This is a genomic window from Coprococcus sp. AM97-35, from assembly GCF_027697525.1.
GTDB classification, from domain to species: Bacteria; Bacillota; Clostridia; order Lachnospirales; family Lachnospiraceae; genus Allocoprococcus; species Allocoprococcus comes.
Genome location: NZ_JAQESL010000003.1, coordinates 132,772 through 156,015 on the forward strand (window position 1 = coordinate 132,772; position 23,244 = coordinate 156,015).

Sequence of the window (23,244 nt, forward strand, 5' to 3'; positions counted from 1 at the left end):
CAGTGCAAGCGGGTGATGGGAATCGAACCCACGTATCCAGCTTGGAAGGCTGGTGTTCTACCATTGAACTACACCCGCAGATCACATCGGGGTGACAGGATTCGAACCTGCGACCTCCTGGTCCCAAACCAGGCGCTCTAGCCAAGCTGAGCCACACCCCGTTGTTTATCTGTTTGTCATCTCCGTGACGACAAAAGTTATTATATTACAAGGTTTCCAAAAAGTCAACATGTTTTTTAAATTTTTTAAAAGAAATTTTTATTTTTCTTTTTCTTGTAAAAGACACGCATTTTTGCCCTTTTTTAGCAGAAATACGTGCCACCTACTCTAATCCAGATAATGAATCGTAAACTCCGTATTCCCGTCCCGATCCATCTCCATAATAATATAACTGCCTTTTCTGCCTTCCTGCCGTGGAAATGACAGACTGCCCGGATTCAGCACTGTAATATCACCAAACTTTTTCAGATACGGTCTGTGTGTGTGACCAAACATCACGATATCTGCATTTCTCGATCTTCCCTCATCCAGGATCCGCTCTACACCAAGAGACACCGAATACTGGTGTCCATGTGCCATAAATGCTTTTTTCTTGCCAAAATAAATCTCCATCTCCCGGAGATTGCGTGAGAAGAAATCATTATTCCCAGCCAGTATATACGCCGGACATCCGCAGAATGCCTCAATATAATCTTCTCCGCCCTCTGTATCCCCGAGATGCACCAGATAATCAATCTTTCCAGCTTCCATGATTGCCCGGTCAAATGCAGTATGTCTTCCATGTGTATCACTAATAATCAATACTCTCATAACTTTTTCTCCATGATCTGTCTCATCATCCGAAGCGCTTCTCCTCTGTGGCTGAGTTCATTCTTCTTTTCCGGTGCAAGCTCTGCCGATGTGCAACCGTATTCCGGCAGGAAAAAGATCGGATCGTAGCCAAATCCATTTGCCCCGGCGATTTTGTAACCAATACATCCTTCCATCGTTCCACGGACAACCTCTTTGTCCCCGTTCGGAAATACTGCTGCCACCGCACAGACAAACCTTGCTGTACGCTGCTTGTCCGGTACGCCCTTCATTCTCGAGAGCAGGAGGCTGTTCTTGATATCATACGAAGTATCGGTTCCTGCATAACGTGCAGAATAGATTCCCGGCTCTTTATTCAGATAATCGATTTCCAGTCCGGAATCATCTGCCAGCACAATCGCATCCATTGCCTTCACTTCCGGCAGCTCTGCAATCGCTGCGGCTTTGATCATCGCATTTTCCTCAAAGGACTTTCCATCCTCTACGATATCAATATCAATCCCGGCTTCCTTCATAGAAAGGATCTCCATCCCCAGATCCTGCAAGATCTGACGGATCTCTATCATTTTATTCTTATTACCCGTTGCAAAAATTATTTTCATCTGTAAATTCTTCTTTCTCTTACTGTCTTGGTTCTCTTGGGCGTTTCGGTGGTTTCGGACCTAAGAACTGATAGAAATAGGTCTTCAGCATACCATTATATATCTTCCGGTTCTTATCTGCTTTTCTTCCGAAATAACGCTCTGCATCCTCGTAACTGGTGATCATATATGCAGACCAGCTATCCAGCTTTTTAAAACTCTCACCGAATTCTCGGTATAACTGCGGCAGATCCTTTTTATCCTCCAGTCGCTCGCCATACGGCGGATTGGTAATGATAAAGCCATACTTCTTCGGGTGGCTTAAATCCTTTACCGCTCTTTCCTGAAAATGGATCAGATGGTCAACGCCTGCATCTTTGGCATTCTGTCTTGCTGCTTTTACTGCCTCCGGATTCAGGTCATATCCCTGAATATCAACCTGTACCTTCCGGTCGATCACATCATTTGCCTCATCCATTGCATCATACCATGCCTTTTTCGGAATCAGGTTCACCCATTCTTCTGCTGTAAAGGAACGGTTCATCCCCGGTGCAATATTAGCTGCCATCAAAGCCGCTTCGATTGGAAATGTTCCACTTCCGCAGAAAGGGTCTACCAGGATCCGGTCCTTGTGCCACGGTGTCAGCATGATCAGTGCGGATGCCAGTGTCTCTGTGATCGGTGCCTTTACAGTCATCTGACGATAACCTCTCTTATGTAAAGATACGCCGGAGGTATCTATCCCGATCGTCACGATATCTTTCATCAGAAATACACGGATCGGGTAAGCCGGTCCATCCTCCTGGAACCATTCTATCCCGTAGATCCGTCTCAGCCTTTCTACCATGGCTTTTTTCATGATCGACTGAATATCTGACGGGCTGAACAGCTTACTCTTTACAGATGCAGCCTTCGTCACCCAGAACTTTCCGTTCTTTGGAATATAATTCTCCCACGGAAGTACTCTTGTTTTCTCAAATAATTCATCAAACGTCTCTGCTTTAAACGAACCAACCTTAAGAAGGATTCTCTCTGCTGTCCGGAGGAACACGTTCGCATCACAAATCGCCTGTGCATCTCCCCAGAAGCATACTCTTCCGTCTTCTACTGTTGATATCTCATATCCTAAATCCAGCACTTCCCGCTTCAGAACAGCTTCCATTCCGAAATGGCAGGGTGCTATCAGCTCCATCTTTTCCATTCTTTTTCCTTTCTCTACTCTGCAATCTGTTATAAACTATATTACGTTTTTCGGTTGCCTTTTGTCAAGTAGTGCGCTTGTACCACAATTTTTTTTAAGGAACCAGATTGCTGCACCAAAAATAGAAAAGCAGCGGAATCCAAACCGCTGCTTTTCCATTCTTAACTGCTTTGCACTTTTTAATACTTATCACTTTCGTTATGGCAGGACTTTGAGCTGTCATATGCATTACGGTCTGATTCATATGCATTCTTTGCATTCCGGTTAGTCGTATTTTTACCGGATGCATTTTTATTGCCTGAATTTTTATTTGACTGATTCTTGCCGGAAGCATTTTCAGCATACGCATTCTTATTGGATCCATATGAATTTTTGTTTGTACTGTTTTCTGAAGCATTATAATTTTTTGCCATTGATAATTCCTCCTGACATTTTTTTGTACAAACATAGTATCTATCCTTTTCGTATTTTTATACATTTTTATTTTTATCTTGATTTTTAAATCGGTTTATATTATACTTTGTCGTGTAGAGATTTATTTTCTACAACCCCTTATTAATTATTTATACTCCCCTCAAACGCTCGATAGCTCCCCTATCGAGCGTTTAACGTTATATAACAGGCAGATCCTTTTTAAATACTTGAACCTGCCATATAGAACATATAATCAAAAAGCCGGAGACATAAGCTTCTTTTCATTGCAGAAGAATCTTATACATCCGGCTTTTTTAATTACCATCGCCTTCTCAGCATTCTGACCAGCAGTATGATCACCAGAAGAGGAATCAGTACCGGTGCGATCAGACTTACAATCCCACTTATCACCGCAAAGATCACAACGATCACAGCCAAAACCACAAGAATCAGCAGAAGTCTCTTCCACCAGCTGTCCAGGCTCCACACATGGATATTGCTACTTTCTTCTGTGCTGCTGTTGCCTCTGTAGGTCCTTCCATCCGAATCATAGATCACATCTTCTACACTTTCTTCTTTCTGCGCATCCACGATCGTCTTCGCAAGAATCCACGGATCTCCAAGTTCCGCCAGTACCTCACTCTCCGTTCTTCCTTTTCGGATCTCATCATCAATATACTGGCCGTAGTAGTTCAGATTCTCCTGCAGCACCTGTGGTGTCACACCGGAAGAAAGTTCAATTCTCAGTTTTTCAAGGAACTCTGCTTTCGTCATCTTTCTTTCTCCTCTATTCTCATTATTTCATTGTTTATAATTATATTCTGATGATACCAGGGTCAAAAGGTCAGAAATCCAATGCAAACTTGCTTGCAAGAGGATTTTTGACCCCAACATCATTCTGATACAAAAATGTGCTTTGGTCCATTCCCGCGCCTGTGATCATTACCCGCAACATCTTCCCTGTATCACAGTGCACATCCCGCCGGAGGCTTTCTATATCCGGAAATAAATTTTCGGATATAGAAAAGAACCTCAGACTTAGAGTAGCATAATTTCTGCTTCTTTCCAAGTCTAAGGTCCTTAAATTTCTATAAGTATTTTATATGTATTTTCTAAACTTCAAATAAAAGATCTCCGTAAGAAGGCATTGGCCATACTTCTTTATCCACGATCATTTCCAGTTCATCTACCGGTGTACGGAGTCCTTCCATAGCCGGAACTACGCTGAAGTGATAGAATTCAGACTGTACTTTTCCTTCTTCTTTTCCTGCTGCTTCTTCTGTGACTGCTTCCAGTTTCTTAAGGGCAGCCTTTGTTTCTGTCAGAAGTCCTGAGATGTCAGCAAGCATTTCAGCCTGTACAGATGCATCTGCTCCGGCTTCTTTTACTGCAAGAACCGTATCTGCAAGCTCTTTTGTATATTTTACAACTGCAGGAATGATCTGTTTTGCAGCAATATCAATCATGGCCTTTGCTTCGATATTGATTGCCTTTGCATAGTTCTCGTATTTGATCTCTGCACGGGATTCCAGCTCTGCCTTGGTAAATACACCAAATTTTCCGAACAGTTCTACCGCTTTGTCAGTTGTCAGTGCCGGGATTGCTTCTACCATGGACTTGATATTCGGAAGTCCTCTCTTTTCTGCTTCAGCTACCCATTCGTCAGAATATCCGTTGCCGTTGAAGATAATTCTCTGATGATCTGTCAGATATTCTTTGATCAGGCTGTGTACAGCTGTATCAAAATCATCTGCTTTTTCCAGGACATCACATGCCTCTGCAAATGCCTCTGCTACGATTGTATTCAGTACTACGTTTGATCCTGCAATGGAATCGCGGGAACCTACCATACGGAATTCAAATTTATTTCCGGTAAATGCAAATGGTGAAGTTCTGTTTCTGTCGGTTGCATCCTTTGTAAGATCTGGAAGGGTTGTTACACCTGTTTGCAGCTTTCCACCATTCAGGCTGTGTGTTGCCTCACCTGTACTGAGAAGCTGTTCTACAACGTCCTGAAGCTGTTCTCCAAGGAAGATAGAGATGATTGCCGGCGGTGCTTCGTTTGCTCCAAGTCTGTGGTCATTTCCCGGATCAGCAGCCGATTCACGAAGCAGATCTGCGTGTACATCAACTGCTTTCAGGATACATGCCAGTACCAGAAGGAACTGTACATTTTCATGAGGTGTCTTTCCCGGATCCAGCATATTGATTCCGTCATCTGTTGTGATAGACCAGTTGTTATGCTTACCAGATCCGTTGACTCCTGCAAACGGTTTCTCGTGTAGCAGACATTTCAGTCCATGCTCGCATGCCACCTTTTTCAGTGTCTTCATGATAATCTGGTTGTGATCCACTGCAATATTGGCCTCTGCATAGATCGGTGCAAGTTCGTGCTGTGCAGGTGCCACTTCGTTGTGCTGTGTCTTTGCTGCAACGCCGAGTTTCCATAATTCTTCGTTGACATCTTTCATATAGGAAGCAACCCTCTGACGGATCGTTCCAAAGTAGTGATCGTCAAGCTCCTGTCCTTTCGGCGGCATTGCTCCGAAAAGTGTACGTCCTGTGTAAATAAGGTCTTTTCTCTGTAAGAATTTCTTTGCATCAACAAGGAAGTATTCCTGCTCCGGTCCTACAGAAGGTGTTACTTTCTTTGATGTTGTATTTCCGAACAGACGAAGCAGTCTGATGGATTCTTTGTTGATTGCTTCCATAGATCTGAGAAGCGGTGTTTTTTCATCCAGTGCCTCACCTGTGTAAGAGCAGAATGCTGTCGGGATGCAAAGGATCGCTCCGGCTGCATCTTTTCTTACAAATGCCGGTGATGTACAATCCCATGCTGTATATCCTCTTGCTTCAAATGTAGCACGAAGTCCGCCTGACGGGAAAGAAGAAGCATCCGGCTCCCCTTTGATCAGTTCTTTTCCGGAAAAGCTCATCAGAACCTTTCCGCTTGGAAGCGGAGCTGAGATGAAGGAATCATGCTTTTCAGCAGTAACTCCTGTCAGAGGCTGGAACCAGTGTGTATAATGGGTTGCACCTTTTTCGATTGCCCATTCTTTCATCTCATGTGCAATTACATCTGCTGTCTCAAGATCCAGCTCTTTTCCTTCTTCAATTGTCTGTTTTAATTTTTTGTATACTTTTTTCGGAAGTCTCTCCTGCATTACTGCATCGTTAAAAACATCTTCGCCAAAAATTTCTGCCACGCTTAACCATTCACTACTCATAATTACCTTCCTTTCGCTAACGATCGAGTAGGCTGACTCCTACTCGATTCTTATACTTTGTACATCATCTCGCTTAACAGCTCGATGATGTACATTCACCAAATGCAGATCCTTGTGCAAGCACAAATCTGCACTTGGCTCATCGTATACACAAAAAAACGAGGAAACTCCACTTTGTGGAACTTCCTCGTTCATTGTGATCTCTGTTATTTAAGATATATTTACGATACTCTTTTTTCTTTCAAATTTCAAGACCAATTTTTTAATTTGTGTATATTTTCACAAAACTTCATAAGTTTTCAACTTCTTTTTCAACATTTATACCAGTCACTTCTTAGACCTCGAACAGCAGATCTCCGTAAGAAGGCATCGGCCACATATTCTTATTGACGATCATTTCCAGTTCATCCACTGGTTTTCTTAAAGCTTCCATTGCCGGTACAACTTTCTGCATGAAGAAGAATGCCTGTTCTTTTCCTTCTGTCTCCGGTACTTCTGCCACAACAGTTTCCAGTGCTCTGAGTGCTTCTTTTGTGTCTTTCAAAAGATCAGCCGACTGTACAAGAAGCTCTTCCTGTACACCTGTATATGCTACAGCGCTTGCCTGTTTTACCTGGTTGATCGAATTAGCCAGCGAAGTTACATATTGGATCACAGCCGGGATAATATGCTTGCTTGCGATATCGATCATGGAACGTGCTTCAATGTTGATTGCCTTTGAGTATGCCTCATATTTGATCTCTGCACGGGATTCCAGTTCTGCACGGCTGAATACATCGAATTTTTCAAACATTTCAACCGTATTGTCATATGTCAGACATTCAACAGACTCTACCATGGTCTTAATATTCGGAAGTCCTCTTCTTTCGGCTTCCTTCACCCACTCATCAGAATATCCGTTGCCATTGAATACGATTCTCTGATGTTTGGATGCATATTCCTTGATCAGATCATGGACTGCAAGATCAAAATCTTCTGCTTTTTCGAGCACATCGCAGGCATCAGAGAAGGACTCAGCCACGATTGTATTTAATACTACGTTCGGTGCTGCCACCGAGTCTCTGGATCCTACCATACGGAACTCAAATTTATTTCCTGTAAATGCGAATGGCGAAGTACGGTTTCTGTCAGTTGCATCCTTTGCAAAATCCGGGAGCGTACTTACACCGGTATGTAATTTGCCGCCTTTTAAGCTGTGTGCAGCTTCTCCGGTATCAATAAGCTGTGCAAGCACGTCTTCAAGCTGTTCTCCGAGGTATGCGGAAATAATTGCCGGCGGTGCTTCATTTGCTCCAAGTCTGTGATCGTTTCCTACGTCAGAAGCAGATTCACGGAGCAGGTCTGCATGCAGGTCTACTGCACGGAGAATACAGGTCAGAACCAGAAGGAACTGAATATTATCATGAGGTGTCTTTCCCGGATCCAGAATGTTGATCCCATCATCTGTAACCAGTGACCAGTTGTTATGCTTTCCGGAACCATTTACACCTTCAAACGGCTTTTCGTGTAACAGGCATTGGAGATTATGGCGATATGCCACTTTCTTCAGCGTCTCCATGATCAGCTGATTATGGTCAACTGCTACGTTGCACTGTGCATAGATCGGCGCAAGCTCATGCTGTCCAGGTGCTACTTCGTTGTGCTGTGTCTTTGCAGATACACCCATCTTCCAGAGTTCTTCATTGACATCAGTCATAAATGCTGCGATTCTCTCACGGATCGCACCAAAATAATGGTCATCCAGTTCCTGTCCCTTCGGAGGATTTGCCCCGAATAATGTACGTCCTGTAAATACAAGATCCTTTCTCTTAAGATATTTTTCTCTGTCTACCAGGAAATATTCCTGCTCAACTCCAACAGATGGTGTAACCTTTTGGGACGTTGTGTTTCCAAAAAGACGCAGAAGACGGATGGATTGTTTGTTGATTGCTTCCATAGAGCGAAGAAGAGGTGTCTTCTGATCCAGTGCTTCTCCGGTATAGGAACAAAATGCCGTCGGTATATATAAAATCGATCTTTTCCCATCCGGACTCTTTTTAACAAATGCAGGCGATGTACAATCCCACGCTGTATAACCTCTTGCTTCAAATGTAGAACGCAGTCCTCCTGACGGGAAGGAAGATGCATCCGGTTCTCCTTTGATCAGCTCTTTTCCCGAAAACTCCATCAGGATCTTTCCATCTGACTTCGGTGCTGAAATAAACGAATCATGCTTTTCAGCTGTTGCTCCTGTAAGAGGCTGGAACCAGTGCGAATAGTGAGTGGCACCCTTTTCAATCGCCCACTCTTTCATCTCATGTGCAATAACGTCTGCTGTTGCAGCCTGAAGCTCTTTACCTTCTTCAATCGTCTTTTTCAGCTCTTTGTAAGTCTTCTTCGGAAGTCTTTCCTGCATAACAGCATCATTGAAGACGTTTTCTCCAAATATTTCTGCTACACTAATCCATTCGCTCATCCCATGTACCTCTCTTTTCTACTACTCATTTTCTACTACTTATACAAAACGGTCGTTTTTTGATTCAAATAAAGGAGTCTTGCACTTACGCAAAACTCCTTTTATACCGTTTTCTTCGGACGCCTTTGTCCATGATATTATCAAAAATCAGACTATTCAGCTTTTCCGTCAGAACCGAACAGAATCATCTTCTCTTTTACTTTTTCAACGATTGCATCTGCACCCGGTTTCAGAAGTTTACGTGGATCGTATCCTTTTCCTTCAAGATCCTTTCCTGCTTCAATGTATTTGCGGGTAGCTTCTGCGAATACCAGCTGACATTCTGTATTAACATTGATCTTAGAAACTCCAAGGTCAATTGCTTTCTTAATCATATCATCCGGAATTCCTGTACCTCCGTGAAGTACGAGTGGAAGTTCTCCTGTGAGCTCCTGAACTGCTGCAAGAGTCTCAAAGCTGAGTCCTTTCCAGTTTGCCGGATATTTTCCATGAATGTTACCGATACCTGCTGCAAGGAAATCAACGCCAAGGTCTGCAATCATCTTACATTCCTTAGGATCTGCGCATTCGCCCATTCCTACAACACCATCTTCTTCTCCACCGATAGAACCAACTTCTGCTTCGATAGAAAGTCCTTTTCCATGGCAAAGTTTAACAAGTTCTGTAGTCTTCTCAATGTTTTCTTCGATCGGATAATGAGATCCGTCAAACATAACTGATGAGAATCCTGCATCTATACATTTCAGGCAGCCTTCATAGCTACCATGATCAAGATGAAGTGCAACTGGAACCGAAATGTCCATTTCTTTGATCATTCCATTTACCATTCCTACAACTGTTCTGTATCCAGCCATGTACTTTCCTGCGCCTTCAGACACACCAAGAATAACCGGTGATCTTAATTCCTCAGCTGCAGTCAGAACTGCTTTGGTCCATTCAAGATCGTTGATATTAAACTGTCCTACTGCATAATGACCTGCTTTTGCTTTTTTTAACATCTCTGTTGCTGAAACTAACATTTTGTATTCCTCCACTTCTCTGTTAAAGGCTTTTATAGGCTGACCCCCAGGGGAATCGAACCCCTGATTCGACCGTGAGAGGGTCGCGTCTTGACCGCTTGACCAGGGGGCCAGATGTATGTTCATTAGCTGTCTGGCTAACTCACTTGCTTAGTATAACGTACTTCTTTTCATTTGACAAGACCTTTTTTTATTTTTTTACTGTTCCTCTTCCGGAACTACGATTTTAAGTGCCTGTTTCGCGTTCTTGATGCAGACACTGTCGTGTTCCCCACCGAACTCTCCATCCAGCGTCCATGGGATCTCTTCCACTGATTCAAAATGGATCTCACCTGTCTTAAATGAATAAATGTGCTTCGTATTGATCTGGCTGCTCAGAAGCGCCCCAATGATCTCCTGAAGCGCGAGCGGGTTCTTCGGTGTCCGGATCAGGGTAACCTCAAATTCTCCGTCATCAAAAACCACATTCTTCCCGATCATATTACGGAAACCGCCAACAGATCTGGAATTCGTCACCATACCATAAATAAATTCGTCCTCAATCGTTTCTCCGTCATGTGTCACTTTTAATTTATATGACGGGATATCAAAAATTCTGGTTGCTCCTTCCAGCACATATGCCAGATGTCCCAGAACATTCTTCATTTCCTGCTTTGTCTCATAAGATACATCCGTGAAGAGTCCGAATGCTGCAATGTACACGAACACATCTCCGTTAAACCGTCCGATATCACAGGGAAACTCTTCCCCCCCTGCAGCTGTACTTGCCGCCTGGAGAAGATTCTTAGGGATATGGAGACTGCTCGCAAAGTCGTTGGTCGTTCCTGTCGGGATGTAACCGACCGGAATCTTTTTTTCTCTCTTCATCATTCCGGTTACGACCTCATCAAGTGTTCCGTCACCACCACTGCAGATCACACGGTCATACTCCTCTGTAAATGTCTTTACTTTATAATAAGCGTCTTTATATTTCTGCGTCGGATATACAACCACTTCATATCCTGCTTTTACAATAATGTCAATAATATCAGAAAGCTTCGGTTTTAAAAGTCCCTTTCCTGCATTCGGATTATAAATAAACAATGCTTTTTTCATACGTCCGTCCTCCTGTTATCTGTTCTTTTCTCTATAAGGGCTGTCCCCACAGCTCCTTACGGATACATGCATTATAGCATAAAGAGCCTGCTTTCGGCAGACTCTTCAAAGTTTTATGCAATTATCTGTTCTTAACGTTCACAAGAAACCTTTCGATACCAGCTGCTGCTTCCTTTTCATCTGTTCCGTTCGCAACAACGGTGATTTCCTCTCCCGGCATCAGTGTCAGACTCATCATCCCCATAATGCTCTTTGCATTGACTTGCTTCTGGTCAACTTCGATATATACCGAACTTGAATACTGACTAGCTTCCTGAACAAGAAGTGCAATCGGTCTGGCGTCTAATCCCTCGGACAATTGAATCTTAACAGGTTTTTTGATCATAATGTTCCTCCTTGCTTAGCCCTTATCTCTTCCGCCATTTCACTTAACTTGCGCAATCTGTGGTTCACTCCGGACTTGCCTACCGGATTTTGCAGAAGTGCGCCTAACTCTTTTAAAGATGCCTCCGGATATGTAAGTCTTGTAAGGGCCATGTCCTTCAATCCTTCCGGCAGCTTATCGAGTCCTTTTGTTTCCTCAATATACCTTATATCGTCAATCTGCTTTACAGCAGCGGAAACCGTTTTATTGATATTCGCAGTCTCGCAGTTCACTTTTCGATTCACCGTATTTCTCATATCTTTCAATATACGGATATTCTCCAACTCCATCAGTGACTGATGTGCCTCCATCACATTCAGCACATCCACGATCTGAGCTCCTTCTTTCAGATAAACCACAAATGATTTCTTCCTTGATACAATCTTTGCGTCCAGAGCAAAACATCTCATTATCTTCTGAATCTGCTGCGCTTTTCCCATCGACGCACAGACAATTTCAAAATGATAGGACTTCTCCGGGTCGCTCATGGATCCCGATGCAAGAAAAACGCCACGCAGGAAAGACCGCTTACAGCAAGTCTCCTGAATCACGACATTCTTTACTACAGAAAGCTCTTCTTCCACGTCTCCATAAGGATTGAGCAGTTTTGCCGCCTGAAGCACCCTGATAGCATCTTCGTGTTTTTTTACAACTATATAATAGTAGCTGCTGCCTTTTTCCCGGTTCACCCGAATAGCGATATCAACCACTATATTAAACGTTCTTCTCAATAAAGTAAAGCTTTTTCTTGCAACTGCCAGATTTTCCGTATGAATCTTAAGTGCTGCATGACCTCTGCTGTCGATCATGACAGCCCCACACATGCTGATGATCGCTGCAAGTTCTGCAATCCGGCAATGTCTTGCAGGACTTAGCTGACGCGATATTTCTTCTTTAATATTTCCAGAAAAAGACATACTATCACCTATTTTGCTTTCGTAATTGCATCTTTCTCGATATCACGATGCTCTTTTTTTACACCGTACTCTTTCTCTGCCACAGACAGCCGTTCATACAACTCATTGGCAAGTGTCACGGAGCGGTGTTTTCCGCCGGTACATCCGATTGCGATCACAAGCTGGTTCTTTCCTTCTGCAACATAGTTCGGAATCAGAAACTCAACCATGTCGACCAGCTTCTTCAGGAATTCTTTTGAAATATCGTTATTCATCACGTAATCCCTGACCGGCTTGTCATTGCCACTCTGCGGGCGAAGTTCATCAATATAATACGGATTCGGAAGGAATCTGACATCAAATACCAGATCTGCATCACTCGGAATTCCATATTTAAATCCGAAAGATAACACGGTAATGTAGAGATTCTTGTATTCTTTATTCTCGGCAAAAATACGGTTCAGTTCACTGCGCAGCTCCCTGGTCAGCATCCGGCTTGTATCCAGGATGTAATCTGCCCTTTCTTTTAAAAAGGCAATCTTCTTACGTTCTTTGGCGATCCCGTTCTCAATTCTGCCGCCCTTTGAGAGTGGGTGGTTCCTTCTTGTCTCTTTATATCTTTTCACCAGTGTATCATCATTCGATTCAAGGAAAAGAATCTCCAGTGGTATCTTGGCTTTTTCAAGTTCGTCCAGAACCTGGTCCAGTGCACGCAGATTCTGACCACTGCGGATATCAAGTCCCAGAGCGATCTTCGTGATCTCACCATTTGGAACGATCAAAAGTTCTGTCAGTTTTGTCATTAAAGGAATCGGCATGTTATCCACACAAAAATATCCCATGTCTTCCATCATTTTCAAAGTTGTACTTTTCCCTGCTCCGGACATTCCCGTTACAATTACGAATCTCATCCCTAAAATTCTCCTATTTGTTTCACTTCCGGTTCCATCGTAACACCGGTATCTTCTTTCACTTTCGCTGTTACCTGACGGATCAGCTCCATCACATCAGCCGCTGTCGCATTTCCTTTATTGATCACAAATCCACTGTGCTTTTCAGAAACCTGCGCTCCACCTACTGTAAATCCTTTCAGTCCGCTGTCCTGGATCAGTTTTCCTGCAAAATATCCTTCCGGACGCTTAAAGGTACTGCCTGCACTCGGATACTCCAGCGGCTGCTTCGATACCCGCTTCTGACGTAGGTCATCCATCTGCGCTTTTATTTCTTCTTTTTTGCCTTCTGTAAGCGAAATCACAGCACCCAAAACGATATATCTTTTCTCCGGAATAATGCTTGTACGGTATCCCAGTCCCAGTTCTTCTGCCGGAAGCTCCATGATCTCGCCCTCTTCTGTCATAACCCTGACACTCGTCAGTACATCCTTCATCTCTCCGCCATACGCACCGGCGTTCATCACAACCGCTCCGCCAAGCGTTCCCGGAATACCCGCTGCGAACTCAAATCCGGTCAGTGCTGCATCAAGTGCTGCATTTGCAATCTGCGCAAGCGAACATCCTGCCTGCGCCGTAATCTGATTTCCTTCTACCTGAAATGTTCCCATACTCTTATAAAGCTGGATGATCGCGCCTCTGAAACCTTTGTCTCCAACCAGAAGATTACTTCCATTTCCTACTATATATATAGGTATCAAAAATTTCCGGCACACCCGGACTGCCTCTGCCAGTTCCTTTTCATTCGATGGCATGATAAAATAATCTGCCGGACCACCGATTCGGAAGGTTGTATGCTTCTTCATCGGTTCATCCTTCTGTATTTTGGCTGCATCGACCACATTATACAAACATGTCTCAAAATTCTGTTCCATTCTCTTCTCCTAGTATCTATAAATATTCTATGCCATTCTTCTTTTTTTATTTAACAGGAAATTGCCATTGGACCTCCCGCCAAATAGAAGTTACTACGTGCCAAAGCACGTTTTAATATCATCCTCATATGATGTAAGTGTCAAAAATAAATTTTGGAACTTACATCATATGATACACCAAAAAATATGCAAGTTCAACGCACTCTTGCAAAATTAAGTGAAATGCGATATAGTAAGGCATAACATAGAAATTTTATCAATATTTTCAAAAAGGAGTGATTTTTAACTGTGGACTCGAGTGTCTCGCAAATACTTATTTTGCTAGTCCTGCTGCTCTTATCCGGCATATTTTCGTCAGCCGAGACAGCACTTACAACCTACAACAAAATCCGGATGCGTGCCCTTGCAGACGAGGGTAACAAGCGTGCCAGCGCCGTACTTGCCGTAACTGAGAATTCAGGTAAAATGCTTAGCGCGATCCTCATCGGCAACAACATTGTTAATACTGCGGTAGCTTCCCTTGCCACCACAATCGCATACCGCCTTGGTGGAACCGCTGTCGCGATCGCAAGTGGGCTTATGACGCTTCTCATCATCCTTTTCGGAGAGATTACTCCGAAGACGATGGCAACCATTCATGCTGAGAAGATGTCTCTTTTCTACGCACCGGTTATCAATATTTTTATGAAGATCATGACTCCGATTATCTTCATTGTAAATGGTCTCTCCACCGGTCTTCTGATGCTTCTTCGCATCGATCCGAATGCCAAAGACAATACCATGACCGAAGCTGAACTCCGAAGTGTGGTAAATGTCAGCCATCAGGACGGCGTGATCGAATCGGATGAAAAAGAGATGATCTACAATGTGTTTGATCTCGGTGATGCCATTGCCAAAGACGTCATGGTGCCCCGTGTCAACGTAACTTTTGCTGATATTGACAGCAATTACGATGAACTGATCGACCTGTTCCGGGAAGACAAATTCACCCGTCTTCCGGTTTACCAGGAGACAAAGGATAATGTTGTCGGAACGATCAATATGAAAGATCTTCTTCTTTATGACAATAAGAAAAGTGAGTTCCAGATTAAAGACATTCTCCGTGAAGCCTACTTCACTTATGAATACAAGAGCATTTCCGAGCTTCTTGTTGAAATGCGCCAGGCCTCATTCAATATCGCAATTGTCCTGGATGAATACGGTGAAACATCCGGTCTGATCACCCTGGAAGATATTCTTGAAGAGATTGTTGGCGAGATCCACGATGAATATGATGAGAATGAAGAAGAAAATATCAAAGCGGTAGGCGAACACGAATATATTATTGAGGGTTCTACTAATCTTGACGATCTCAATGATTCCCTGGAGCTGAATCTGGAATCGGAAGATTATGATTCTCTCGGAGGCTTTATCATCGAAAAGCTGGACCGTCTTCCGAAAGCCGGTGACTCCGTTGTCACCGAAGATGGAATCCGTATGGTCGTAGAAAAGCTCGACAAAAACCGGATTGAGACCGTTCACCTGTATCTTCCGGAGAATTACCGCGAACATACGTCTGACTCATCGGAAAATGACGATTAAGCAGACCTCCCAGTAAGAAATCCTGACAAATTTTTTCTTTATATTTTGCAGGATATACAACAATTTCAGGGCAGTCCAAAGCGGACTGCCTTTTCCTTTTGGGATTTCGTTATTTTTTAAACAATTTTTTCAAGAAATATCGGTTTTTTATTGATTTTATTGCGTAATTATGTATAATTATGGTAAATGGGTGAAGAATTTTACTTCATCAGATGATAAAATCTGCGCTCACAGCTTTTATCATTTAACCATTTAACTAGAATTAGGAGAAAGAGGTTAATTGCAATGGCAGAAATCAATTTAAGCAAGTATGGTATTACTGGAACAACAGAAATCGTGCACAACCCTTCTTACGAATTACTGTTTGAAGAAGAAACAAAAGCAGGTCTTGAAGGATTTGAAAAAGGTCAGGTCAGCGAACTTGGTGCTGTGAACGTAATGACAGGTGTATACACCGGACGTTCCCCTAAAGACAAATTCATCGTAGTTGATGAAAACTCTAAAGACACTGTATGGTGGACTTCAGACGAATATAAGAATGACAACCACCCGGCTTCACAGGAAGCATGGGAAGCTGTAAAGGAGATCGCCAAGAAAGAACTTTCTAACAAGAAACTTTATGTTGTAGATGCATTCTGCGGCGCTAACAAAGATACACGTATGGCAATCCGTTTCATCGTTGAAGTTGCTTGGCAGGCTCATTTTGTGACAAACATGTTCATCAAACCAACAGCTGAAGAACTTGAGAACTTCGAGCCTGACTTCGTAGTATACAACGCTTCTAAAGCAAAAGTTGAAAACTACAAAGAACTTGGACTTAACTCTGAAACAGCTGTTTTATTCAATATCACAAGCAAAGAACAGGTTATCGTTAATACATGGTACGGCGGAGAGATGAAGAAAGGTATGTTCTCTATGATGAACTACTACCTCCCACTTAAGGGAATCGCTGCTATGCACTGCTCAGCAAACACTGATCTGAACGGCGAAAACACAGCTATCTTCTTCGGTCTTTCAGGAACAGGTAAAACTACACTTTCTACAGACCCGAAGCGCCTCCTCATCGGTGATGACGAACACGGCTGGGATGACAACGGAGTATTCAACTTTGAAGGTGGATGCTACGCTAAGGTTATCAACCTTGACAAAGAATCTGAACCAGATATCTACAACGCAATCAGACGTGACGCTCTTCTTGAGAACGTAACTCTTGATGCTGAAGGAAAAATTGATTTTGCTGATAAGAGTGTAACAGAAAATACACGTGTATCTTATCCGATTAACCACATTGAAAATATTGTACGTCCGATTTCTTCTGCACCGGCAGCTAAGAATGTAATCTTCCTGTCTGCAGACGCTTTCGGAGTACTTCCACCGGTATCTGTACTGACACCGGAACAGACACAGTACTACTTCCTGTCTGGATTCACAGCTAAGCTTGCCGGTACAGAACGTGGAATCACAGAACCGACACCAACATTCTCTGCTTGCTTCGGACAGGCATTCCTTGAACTGCATCCGACAAAATATGCAGAAGAACTTGTTAAGAAGATGGAAAAGAGCGGAGCAAAAGCTTACCTCGTTAACACAGGATGGAACGGAACAGGAAAACGTATCTCTATCAAAGATACTCGTGGTATCATCGATGCAATCCTGAACGGAGACATCTTAAATGCACCGACCAAGAAAATTCCTTACTTCAACTTCGAAGTACCTACAGAACTTCCGGGCGTTGATTCAGGAATCCTTGATCCTCGCGACACATATGCTGATGCTTCTGAATGGGAAGAAAAAGCTAAGGATCTTGCTGCAAGATTCGTTAAGAACTTCGCTAAATACGAAGGAAATGCTGCTGGTAAAGCACTTGTATCTGCTGGACCGCAGGCTTAAATGCAAAATTAGAAAATGGATGTGGGAGAGTTTCTCCTGCATCCATTTTTTTGTGTATACGATGAGCCAAGTGCAGATTTGTGCTTGCACAAGGATCTGCATTTGGCGAATGTACATCATCGATCTGTCAAGCGAGATGGTGTACAAAGTATGCCAATCGAGTAGGCGTCAGCTTACTCGATTGTGCGAATGGACGAGGGAGAGGCTGCAATAACCTCTCCCTCTGGTTTTTCAAGACAAAACAGAATGGAATGATTTATGAGAAACAGAACCCACAGCCATCTTCGGGCTGTGGGTTCTATTGACTGTTGAAGTTTGTTGGTTGCAGATATTCTTTTCGTACTTTTAGAGTATGACGATAGTGTAATATCAACTACATGTATTTATGTAAAATAATTTTTTTCTGCAGTATATTTCTACTTCTCTTCTGGGGGAAGTTCTTCACCGGCTAGTTTTAGGATGTTGCTGATCTCATCTTCGGTGATGCCAGCGAATTCTTCCAGCTCGTCTACGCTGACTTTTCGGCCGAGTTCATCGGAAAGTTTTTTGATCTGTTCATCAAGGTCGTTGACTTTTTCTACCATGCGGTTATCTTGTTTTTTAGTTTCTTCCTGAGATTCAAGAAGTGCCTGCATGCTTTCTTTTGCCATGCTTAAAAGGGCTTCGGTATCATCTGCATGGTCTTCCATGGCGAGCATGAGTCCCATGTTGCCTTCCTGGACGAGATCTCCGATGTAGATATCTGCCCTGTGCATCTCTTTTGCCATGGTGAGGATTGCCGGTAGGAGTTCTTTTAATGGATCCCCATCTCTTAATCCTTTCAGATCCTGCTCGTAAAGGTTTAAATAATCCTGTTCTTCCTGGGTATATCGGATCGGTCCTTCGGTGTTTTCTGCATTTTTGATCGAACCACCAGCTTTGACGTAGCCTTTTACGATTACTTTCTTGGAAAGAAGATAATCAAATACAAGCTCCATCTGTTCTGCTGATAAATTGTCTTCTGCGAAGTAAGCTTCGACTGTGGCTTTGTCTGTGATGTTATTCTGGCTTTCACACAGGGTAAGGATCCCTGCAAGTTTTTCACGAAATTCTAATCTTTCTGCCATATTTTGATTCTCCCGATTCTATAATATATGAATATATTTTTCTTGTTCTTCCGGTCAAGAAAGACAAGAAACGTAATCAACAAACTAATGATTGCTTTCCTGTAGCATATCGCTACAGACTTATCATAACATTATATTTCCTACCTGACAATTTATTTTTCTGCAATATAATGAGGATACCAGGGTCAAAAGGTCAGAAAGCCGATGCATGCTTGCTTGCAGGAGGATTTTTGACCTCTTGACCCACCAAAAACATGAGTAAGTAGCCATTTTTCAAAGAAAAATGAGCGGATTACGAATGTTTTTGAGAATTGCGAGAGTGCAAAGCACGCAGCATATTTTTCTTAATCGATTTCTCATTTTCACTTTTCAGGATATCCGACATATATTATATAAAGTTCATTTTTTGAGGTATATCTATGCCTGTATCTATCATGCTCGATGCCGGTCACGGAGGACGTGATCCGGGAGCTGTGTATAATGGTCGCCAGGAAAAAGATGATGTACTGAAGCTGGTGCTTGCGATCGGAGAAATTTTACAAAACAGCGGAATTGATGTGGAATACACACGGACAACGGATATTTATGAGACACCTTTCCAGAAAGCAACAGAGGCAAACGAAGCCGGTGTGGATTTCTTCATATCGATCCACCGGAATTCCAGTCCTCTTGCCAATCAGTACATGGGTGTGGAAAGCCTGATCTATAACCTTTCCGGTATCAAATATGAGATGGCGGAAAATATCAATGCACAGTTGGAGACAGTTGGGTTCAAGGATCTCGGAGTAAAGGTGCGCCCAAATCTGGTTGTCCTTCGCCGTACAAAAATGCCGGCGATTCTGGTCGAAGTCGGTTTTATCAATTCCGATTCTGATAACACAATTTTCGATAAGAACTTCAATGATATTGCGCAGGCAATTGCAGATGGAATCCTGGATACGCTGGAAGAAAAAGGGCTCTGGAAACCAGAAGGCGCAAGAAACAGTTCGACCGCATCGGAATCAGGAAGGACTTCTTCTGACGCAGATACTTCTGCTTCCGTTTCTCCTGCTGACGGTTCTACAAAATCAGATGTTGGTACCCTGACAAATTCAGGCTCAGTCCCTGATTCTCCTTGTACGTCAGACTCTGCTCACATGAATCCGTCTGATAAAAATACAGACTCCGAATCTCCTAATTTTTCTCCATCTGTAACCTACAGTGTGCAGGTCGGTGCATTCCGAAATCCGGCGTATGCCAGACGGCTTCTTAATGAACTGACCGAAATGGATTTCCCTGCCCGGATTGATGACAGCAGCCAGTATGACCGGGTTCTGGTCGGTCAGTTCGATGTATTGAATGATGCCGCCATGATGGAACGAAGACTAAAACAGAGCGGATATCCAACTGTGATCGTGAGTTTTTCTGAAGAAGCCTGATTGATACTGCAAAAAATTCATACATTAGCTTCCATGATTTTCTTCTTCTTTTGCTGACCATGGAAGATGACTGTTTAAGGGAAGAACTTTACCATTTTTTCGGACGCTCCGATGAAACACCATCAAAAGCTGCTTTTTATCGCCAACGTACAAAATTAAAAGATGGTGCATTATGGGAACTTTTGCAGATTTTTAACCAGAAGCTTAAACCTACTCTATACAGGAACCGTTATCGTTTGGTTGCTTGTGACGGTTCTGTTGCTGATATTTTCCGTGATGAAAAAGATACAGAAACTTATTTTGAACCAAACAATAAATCTCCCAGGGGTTTTAATCATATCCACATCAATGCACTTTAAGCCAAGTAAAAAGAACAGAAAAGATTCTCAGATACCAAAATCTTTTCTGTTCTTTTTTGTATATTATAAAGGATAGATTAGTACCTCCTTGGAGGTCATGTGTTCCCCTTGATAAAAGGGCTCAGTTCATTAAGGGCGAATGCTCTTTGCCAGTTCTTTCGCTTCTTTTGTCAGATTACAGATTTTCTCGAATTCGCCGTTTTGGATCAGATCTGCTTTTACCATCCAGCTTCCGCCGCAGCAGATGATCTTGTCAAATCCCAGATAATCTTTCAGATTCTGTGTTCCGATTCCACCTGTCGGCATAAAACGAAGCTGATTGTATGGTGCTGCCATTGCTTTGATCATAGCCACTCCACCTGCAGGTTCTGCCGGGAAGAATTTAACTACTTTCAGTCCTCTTTTTACTGCCTGTGCCACTTCAGACGGTGTCACACATCCCGGGAAAATCGGAATTTCTTTTTCCAGACAATAATTTACGATTTCAGGATTGAATCCAGGACTTACGATGAATTTTGTTCCTGCCTTAACAACAGCATTTCTCATAGAATCCGTTTTCCTTGAGTTTCTCTAAGTTTTCTCCAAGCCTGTAAACGAACCTGTCTATCAGTTCCTTGATAGAAAACGCGCTGAAGGAAAACCATACCTTGTTTACATGACCGCTGGTACCTTTCTAAGCCTTTCAAAAAAGCACATAAGTTATTTGTACTAACCTGTGGTTATGTATTGAATTATGGGTTTTGGGTAACAAAAAACACCGTATTTCTACGGTGTGTTCTGTCAGATATATTCTGTTTTATGATAGCAGAAAACTGGAATTCACAGTTCTTCCATCCTTCCCATCTTCAGCGCCATAACAAGAGTTCCGGCTGCCATCACAAAGACACCAATTTCAATCACATAGATGGGAAGAAGCGCCGGACCTGCCACGGCAAAGAAGTCCACGATAAAATGAATCCCATATGCAAGAACCGCTGTAAAAGCCGCTGTCCTGCATTTGCCTGCCTTTACCGCCCGGTAGATCAGCAGTGACAACCCGATATGCAGAATGATGGCACTGATTCTTTCGATTCCGCTTACAAAAAAGAGTGGTGCCGGTGTTGTCCATAGGGCCGACAGCTGTGACACGGTCTGGTTTGCAGACTCAGCAGGAAGTGCCGCCAGCGTATTCTGCATGGCTCCGCTGTTGATCATCAGCATGGACACAAGATTACTGATTCCGGAGAGTCCTCCGATCAGAATGGCCTCCACACCGCCATGCCCGATTCCATACATCAGTGCATTTGGAAAATCCAGCCATTTCTTCATCCAGAACTTCATGGCAATCAGTCTTCCGGTCTCTTCAAAAACCGCTGCAGCCAAAGCCGCGTACACATAGTAAAGCCATGGCCTGCTCTGTGCGTTCAGTCCGCAGAACTGAATGACAAGAACATGCAGCTGTTGCTCCAACAGCATGGCAAACAGCAGATAGGTTCCTGCTCCGATAAAGAACGAGGAAATCCTTGCCTTAAGCTTCACCCTTCCTGCAATGAACAAAGCAATCGGTACCCCCATCGAGAGGACAACGGAGCAGATAACTCCCGCTATCGCCAGACCTGATATTGTGTTCAATTCCATCTTTATACCTCCCTGATTCTCAAAAAATTCCTTTATTGTATTTGAACTGTCCATACAATATAAAGCCTAATCCGACAATAACTGCTGGAAGAATGATATAATCTATAATTATTTCACTCCAAAACGAAACAATAAAACCTAATACAAGAGATATTCCTATAATCAGCGTTCCTGTGCCGACTGTTTTTCCATACTTTGGTATATCTTCTTCCTTTACTTTTCGCCTGTTATAAGAGTGAATTGTGCTGATATTGCCTTTGATATTTACAATTCCCACAACAGATATGAACACTCCCAAAATCAACATTATAATATTTTCCATAATGACCTCCTAAAAATAGAATAGTTCCTCAAATTTTTTGTCCAATGCAATACAAAGAATTAGAGCCAATTTTGCAGTTGGATTAAACTGTCCTGTTTCAATAGAACTAATGGTATTTCTTGATACCCCTACCATTTCTGCAAGCTGAGCTTGAGAAAGATTTGCTTCTGTGCGAACTTCCTTTAAGTGATTTTTCAGTTGTAATTGTTCTTTCATATTCTCACCTCTAAAAGATGGCTAACAAATCCAACAAATGCCAAAATAGAAAGCACAAAAAACAGAACAGTCAAGACCAAATCGCTCTTTCGCTTCATTTTGATAAAACGAACTAACCATTGTGTTGCAATAATGCTGAAGTATATAACCCACGGACTGTAAATCATAGTATGAGCAAGCACAGAAGATAACAGCGAAAGCAAACAACACACTAAAGCACCAACTCTGCTTGCGTGACTTCCGGCTTGATATACCACTTCCATTTCAGCCAAGTCCTTATTGCGATGTTCTTTTCTGCTTGCATTTAAGATTTCGTCCTTTTTCATAAAAACACCTCCACGCCAAGTTTTCTTTGCATATTTTAATTATACACACGCCAAGTTTTCTTGTCAATAGAGTCCATAAAAAAGTTACAACAGATATAAGAGATAACTTTTCTACCACTTCGATTATACTCACAACTTAATGACTTCTTGAATACTTGCCGAAAAAGAAAAACTGCCATCGGTTTGACAGCAGTTCTTCTTCGGTTGGTATCCGTTAGGAATACACAATATCATTCAATACAATCTCATCGGCACAGGCTCGAATGTTATTCATCAATTCTATCCATCTCATCATATCCGTTGCTTTCAGTTCTTCCGTTACACCCTGCTTCTTTGCCATTTCCTTTATCAGATATACCGCCTGTTTTTTATATATTTTACATATTTTTTGCCAGATGACATCCGTTTTTATTTGCAAACATCAGATGTATTTTTATTTTTCCACATTTTGCCAGCATCTCA

The 23,244-nt window shown here is 42.7% G+C and carries 23 protein-coding genes, 3 tRNA genes and 1 pseudogene; 4 read left to right on the forward strand and 23 right to left on the reverse strand.

Annotated features, from left to right (window positions below; translation table 11 throughout):
- Window positions 1-7: 7 nt before the first annotated feature.
- The 16 genes from PG840_RS04080 to murB form a co-directional block, all read right to left on the reverse strand.
- Window positions 8-78, reverse strand: a tRNA-Gly gene (locus tag PG840_RS04080).
- Between the two features lie 8 nt (window positions 79-86).
- Window positions 87-161, reverse strand: a tRNA-Pro gene (locus PG840_RS04085).
- A gap of 166 nt (window positions 162-327) precedes the next feature.
- Entirely contained in the window at window positions 328-810 is a 483-nt protein-coding gene (locus PG840_RS04090; RefSeq protein ID WP_117823404.1) for a metallophosphoesterase family protein, read from the reverse strand.
- The gene (gene rdgB / locus PG840_RS04095) at window positions 807-1,412 is read right to left on the reverse strand and encodes an RdgB/HAM1 family non-canonical purine NTP pyrophosphatase (RefSeq protein WP_270205624.1); all 606 of its coding nucleotides are present in this window, start codon (window positions 1,410-1,412) and stop codon (window positions 807-809) included. The genes PG840_RS04090 and rdgB overlap by 4 nt, the downstream gene beginning before the upstream one ends.
- 19 nt (window positions 1,413-1,431) lie before the next feature.
- Entirely contained in the window at window positions 1,432-2,592 is a 1,161-nt protein-coding gene (locus tag PG840_RS04100) for a THUMP domain-containing class I SAM-dependent RNA methyltransferase (protein WP_117823400.1), read from the reverse strand.
- A 179-nt stretch (window positions 2,593-2,771) separates the two neighbouring features.
- Window positions 2,772-3,005 (reverse strand): hypothetical protein, encoded by a 234-nt coding sequence (locus PG840_RS04105; RefSeq protein ID WP_022219969.1) that lies wholly within the window; start codon window positions 3,003-3,005, stop codon window positions 2,772-2,774.
- A gap of 319 nt (window positions 3,006-3,324) precedes the next feature.
- On the reverse strand, window positions 3,325-3,780 hold the full coding sequence (locus PG840_RS04110) for a DUF1700 domain-containing protein (RefSeq protein ID WP_195478965.1): 456 nt from the start codon (window positions 3,778-3,780) through the stop codon (window positions 3,325-3,327).
- Window positions 3,781-4,118: 338 nt separating this feature from the next.
- A complete protein-coding gene (locus PG840_RS04115) occupies window positions 4,119-6,233 on the reverse strand; it encodes a glutamine synthetase III family protein (protein ID WP_044999028.1) in 2,115 nt (704 codons plus the stop codon).
- A 334-nt stretch (window positions 6,234-6,567) separates the two neighbouring features.
- Window positions 6,568-8,688, reverse strand: a complete 2,121-nt coding sequence (locus PG840_RS04120; RefSeq protein WP_117823392.1) for a glutamine synthetase III family protein — start codon at window positions 8,686-8,688, stop codon at window positions 6,568-6,570.
- Window positions 8,689-8,840: 152 nt separating this feature from the next.
- Window positions 8,841-9,707 (reverse strand): class II fructose-1,6-bisphosphate aldolase, encoded by an 867-nt coding sequence (fba, locus tag PG840_RS04125; RefSeq protein WP_022219974.1) that lies wholly within the window; start codon window positions 9,705-9,707, stop codon window positions 8,841-8,843.
- A gap of 40 nt (window positions 9,708-9,747) precedes the next feature.
- Window positions 9,748-9,819, reverse strand: a tRNA-Glu gene (locus PG840_RS04130).
- An 86-nt stretch (window positions 9,820-9,905) separates the two neighbouring features.
- On the reverse strand, window positions 9,906-10,802 hold the full coding sequence (locus PG840_RS04135; RefSeq protein ID WP_055262206.1) for a diacylglycerol/lipid kinase family protein: 897 nt from the start codon (window positions 10,800-10,802) through the stop codon (window positions 9,906-9,908).
- 121 nt (window positions 10,803-10,923) lie between these two features.
- The gene (locus PG840_RS04140) at window positions 10,924-11,187 is read right to left on the reverse strand and encodes an HPr family phosphocarrier protein (RefSeq protein WP_008372676.1); all 264 of its coding nucleotides are present in this window, start codon (window positions 11,185-11,187) and stop codon (window positions 10,924-10,926) included.
- Window positions 11,184-12,143, reverse strand: a complete 960-nt coding sequence (whiA, locus tag PG840_RS04145; protein ID WP_173690104.1) for a DNA-binding protein WhiA — start codon at window positions 12,141-12,143, stop codon at window positions 11,184-11,186. The genes PG840_RS04140 and whiA overlap by 4 nt, the downstream gene beginning before the upstream one ends.
- Window positions 12,144-12,151: 8 nt before the next feature.
- Window positions 12,152-13,033 carry an RNase adapter RapZ gene (gene rapZ, locus PG840_RS04150; protein WP_270205623.1) on the reverse strand — a complete coding sequence of 294 codons (882 nt, stop codon included), beginning with the start codon at window positions 13,031-13,033 and terminating at the stop codon, window positions 12,152-12,154.
- 2 nt (window positions 13,034-13,035) lie between these two features.
- Window positions 13,036-13,947 carry a UDP-N-acetylmuramate dehydrogenase gene (murB, locus tag PG840_RS04155; RefSeq protein WP_117823387.1) on the reverse strand — a complete coding sequence of 304 codons (912 nt, stop codon included), beginning with the start codon at window positions 13,945-13,947 and terminating at the stop codon, window positions 13,036-13,038.
- 288 nt (window positions 13,948-14,235) lie between these two features.
- On the opposite strand from murB, the gene PG840_RS04160 reads away from it, so the two are divergent.
- Together PG840_RS04160 and pckA are read left to right on the forward strand one after the other, a co-directional pair.
- Window positions 14,236-15,528, forward strand: coding sequence for an HlyC/CorC family transporter (locus PG840_RS04160; RefSeq protein WP_270205622.1), 1,293 nt, complete (start codon window positions 14,236-14,238; stop codon window positions 15,526-15,528).
- A gap of 285 nt (window positions 15,529-15,813) precedes the next feature.
- Window positions 15,814-17,418 carry a phosphoenolpyruvate carboxykinase (ATP) gene (pckA, locus tag PG840_RS04165; RefSeq protein WP_055157751.1) on the forward strand — a complete coding sequence of 535 codons (1,605 nt, stop codon included), beginning with the start codon at window positions 15,814-15,816 and terminating at the stop codon, window positions 17,416-17,418.
- 416 nt (window positions 17,419-17,834) lie between these two features.
- Here the strand turns inward: pckA and PG840_RS04170 are convergent, their stop codons facing one another.
- Entirely contained in the window at window positions 17,835-18,524 is a 690-nt protein-coding gene (locus PG840_RS04170; protein WP_270205621.1) for a hypothetical protein, read from the reverse strand.
- A 419-nt stretch (window positions 18,525-18,943) separates the two neighbouring features.
- Here PG840_RS04170 and PG840_RS17015 point away from each other — a divergent pair, with 419 nt between their 5' ends.
- Together PG840_RS17015 and PG840_RS04185 are read left to right on the forward strand one after the other, a co-directional pair.
- Window positions 18,944-19,942: an N-acetylmuramoyl-L-alanine amidase gene (locus PG840_RS17015; RefSeq protein ID WP_330663253.1), complete on the forward strand. Its 999-nt coding sequence runs from the start codon at window positions 18,944-18,946 to the stop codon at window positions 19,940-19,942.
- Window positions 19,943-19,992: 50 nt separating this feature from the next.
- Window positions 19,993-20,301 (forward strand): hypothetical protein, encoded by a 309-nt coding sequence (locus PG840_RS04185; RefSeq protein WP_181974553.1) that lies wholly within the window; start codon window positions 19,993-19,995, stop codon window positions 20,299-20,301.
- A 129-nt stretch (window positions 20,302-20,430) separates the two neighbouring features.
- Here the strand turns inward: PG840_RS04185 and eda are convergent.
- From eda to PG840_RS16910, 6 genes and pseudogenes are all read right to left on the reverse strand, one after another.
- A pseudogene (eda, locus tag PG840_RS04190) lies at window positions 20,431-20,841 on the reverse strand (bifunctional 4-hydroxy-2-oxoglutarate aldolase/2-dehydro-3-deoxy-phosphogluconate aldolase); the annotation flags it as partial.
- Window positions 20,842-21,120: 279 nt separating this feature from the next.
- Entirely contained in the window at window positions 21,121-21,918 is a 798-nt protein-coding gene (locus PG840_RS04195; RefSeq protein WP_226854287.1) for a YhfC family intramembrane metalloprotease, read from the reverse strand.
- A 19-nt stretch (window positions 21,919-21,937) separates the two neighbouring features.
- A complete protein-coding gene (locus PG840_RS04200) occupies window positions 21,938-22,240 on the reverse strand; it encodes a hypothetical protein (RefSeq protein WP_008121271.1) in 303 nt (100 codons plus the stop codon).
- A 9-nt stretch (window positions 22,241-22,249) separates the two neighbouring features.
- Window positions 22,250-22,456 carry a helix-turn-helix transcriptional regulator gene (locus PG840_RS04205; protein ID WP_003865061.1) on the reverse strand — a complete coding sequence of 69 codons (207 nt, stop codon included), beginning with the start codon at window positions 22,454-22,456 and terminating at the stop codon, window positions 22,250-22,252.
- Entirely contained in the window at window positions 22,453-22,782 is a 330-nt protein-coding gene (locus tag PG840_RS04210; protein ID WP_005608366.1) for a DUF6442 family protein, read from the reverse strand. The genes PG840_RS04205 and PG840_RS04210 overlap by 4 nt, the downstream gene beginning before the upstream one ends.
- Window positions 22,783-22,996: 214 nt before the next feature.
- Complete coding sequence (locus PG840_RS16910; RefSeq protein WP_243000005.1) at window positions 22,997-23,122, reverse strand: TnpV protein; 126 nt, start codon at window positions 23,120-23,122, stop codon at window positions 22,997-22,999.
- Window positions 23,123-23,244 lie beyond the last annotated feature (122 nt).

What these genes read in the sequence shown, in the direction of transcription:
- PG840_RS04090 (WP_117823404.1), bottom strand. Translation starts at nt 810, where the DNA reads ATGAGAGTATTGATTATTAGTGATACACATGGAAGACATACTGCATTT.
- PG840_RS04100 (WP_117823400.1), bottom strand. Translation starts at nt 2,592, where the DNA reads ATGGAAAAGATGGAGCTGATAGCACCCTGCCATTTCGGAATGGAAGCT.
- PG840_RS16910 (WP_243000005.1), bottom strand. Translation starts at nt 23,122, where the DNA reads ATGGCAAAGAAGCAGGGTGTAACGGAAGAACTGAAAGCAACGGATATG.
- PG840_RS04195 (WP_226854287.1), bottom strand. Translation starts at nt 21,918, where the DNA reads ATGGAATTGAACACAATATCAGGTCTGGCGATAGCGGGAGTTATCTGC.
- PG840_RS04115 (WP_044999028.1), bottom strand. Translation starts at nt 6,233, where the DNA reads ATGAGTAGTGAATGGTTAAGCGTGGCAGAAATTTTTGGCGAAGATGTT.
- rdgB (WP_270205624.1), bottom strand. Translation starts at nt 1,412, where the DNA reads ATGAAAATAATTTTTGCAACGGGTAATAAGAATAAAATGATAGAGATC.
- PG840_RS04170 (WP_270205621.1), bottom strand. Translation starts at nt 18,524, where the DNA reads ATGGCAGAAAGATTAGAATTTCGTGAAAAACTTGCAGGGATCCTTACC.
- PG840_RS04120 (WP_117823392.1), bottom strand. Translation starts at nt 8,688, where the DNA reads ATGAGCGAATGGATTAGTGTAGCAGAAATATTTGGAGAAAACGTCTTC.
- PG840_RS17015 (WP_330663253.1), top strand. Translation starts at nt 18,944, where the DNA reads ATGCCTGTATCTATCATGCTCGATGCCGGTCACGGAGGACGTGATCCG.
- PG840_RS04105 (WP_022219969.1), bottom strand. Translation starts at nt 3,005, where the DNA reads ATGGCAAAAAATTATAATGCTTCAGAAAACAGTACAAACAAAAATTCA.
- PG840_RS04110 (WP_195478965.1), bottom strand. Translation starts at nt 3,780, where the DNA reads ATGACGAAAGCAGAGTTCCTTGAAAAACTGAGAATTGAACTTTCTTCC.
- rapZ (WP_270205623.1), bottom strand. Translation starts at nt 13,033, where the DNA reads ATGAGATTCGTAATTGTAACGGGAATGTCCGGAGCAGGGAAAAGTACA.
- PG840_RS04210 (WP_005608366.1), bottom strand. Translation starts at nt 22,782, where the DNA reads ATGAAAAAGGACGAAATCTTAAATGCAAGCAGAAAAGAACATCGCAAT.
- PG840_RS04140 (WP_008372676.1), bottom strand. Translation starts at nt 11,187, where the DNA reads ATGATCAAAAAACCTGTTAAGATTCAATTGTCCGAGGGATTAGACGCC.
- PG840_RS04200 (WP_008121271.1), bottom strand. Translation starts at nt 22,240, where the DNA reads ATGGAAAATATTATAATGTTGATTTTGGGAGTGTTCATATCTGTTGTG.
- PG840_RS04135 (WP_055262206.1), bottom strand. Translation starts at nt 10,802, where the DNA reads ATGAAAAAAGCATTGTTTATTTATAATCCGAATGCAGGAAAGGGACTT.
- PG840_RS04205 (WP_003865061.1), bottom strand. Translation starts at nt 22,456, where the DNA reads ATGAAAGAACAATTACAACTGAAAAATCACTTAAAGGAAGTTCGCACA.
- pckA (WP_055157751.1), top strand. Translation starts at nt 15,814, where the DNA reads ATGGCAGAAATCAATTTAAGCAAGTATGGTATTACTGGAACAACAGAA.
- murB (WP_117823387.1), bottom strand. Translation starts at nt 13,947, where the DNA reads ATGGAACAGAATTTTGAGACATGTTTGTATAATGTGGTCGATGCAGCC.
- whiA (WP_173690104.1), bottom strand. Translation starts at nt 12,143, where the DNA reads ATGTCTTTTTCTGGAAATATTAAAGAAGAAATATCGCGTCAGCTAAGT.
- fba (WP_022219974.1), bottom strand. Translation starts at nt 9,707, where the DNA reads ATGTTAGTTTCAGCAACAGAGATGTTAAAAAAAGCAAAAGCAGGTCAT.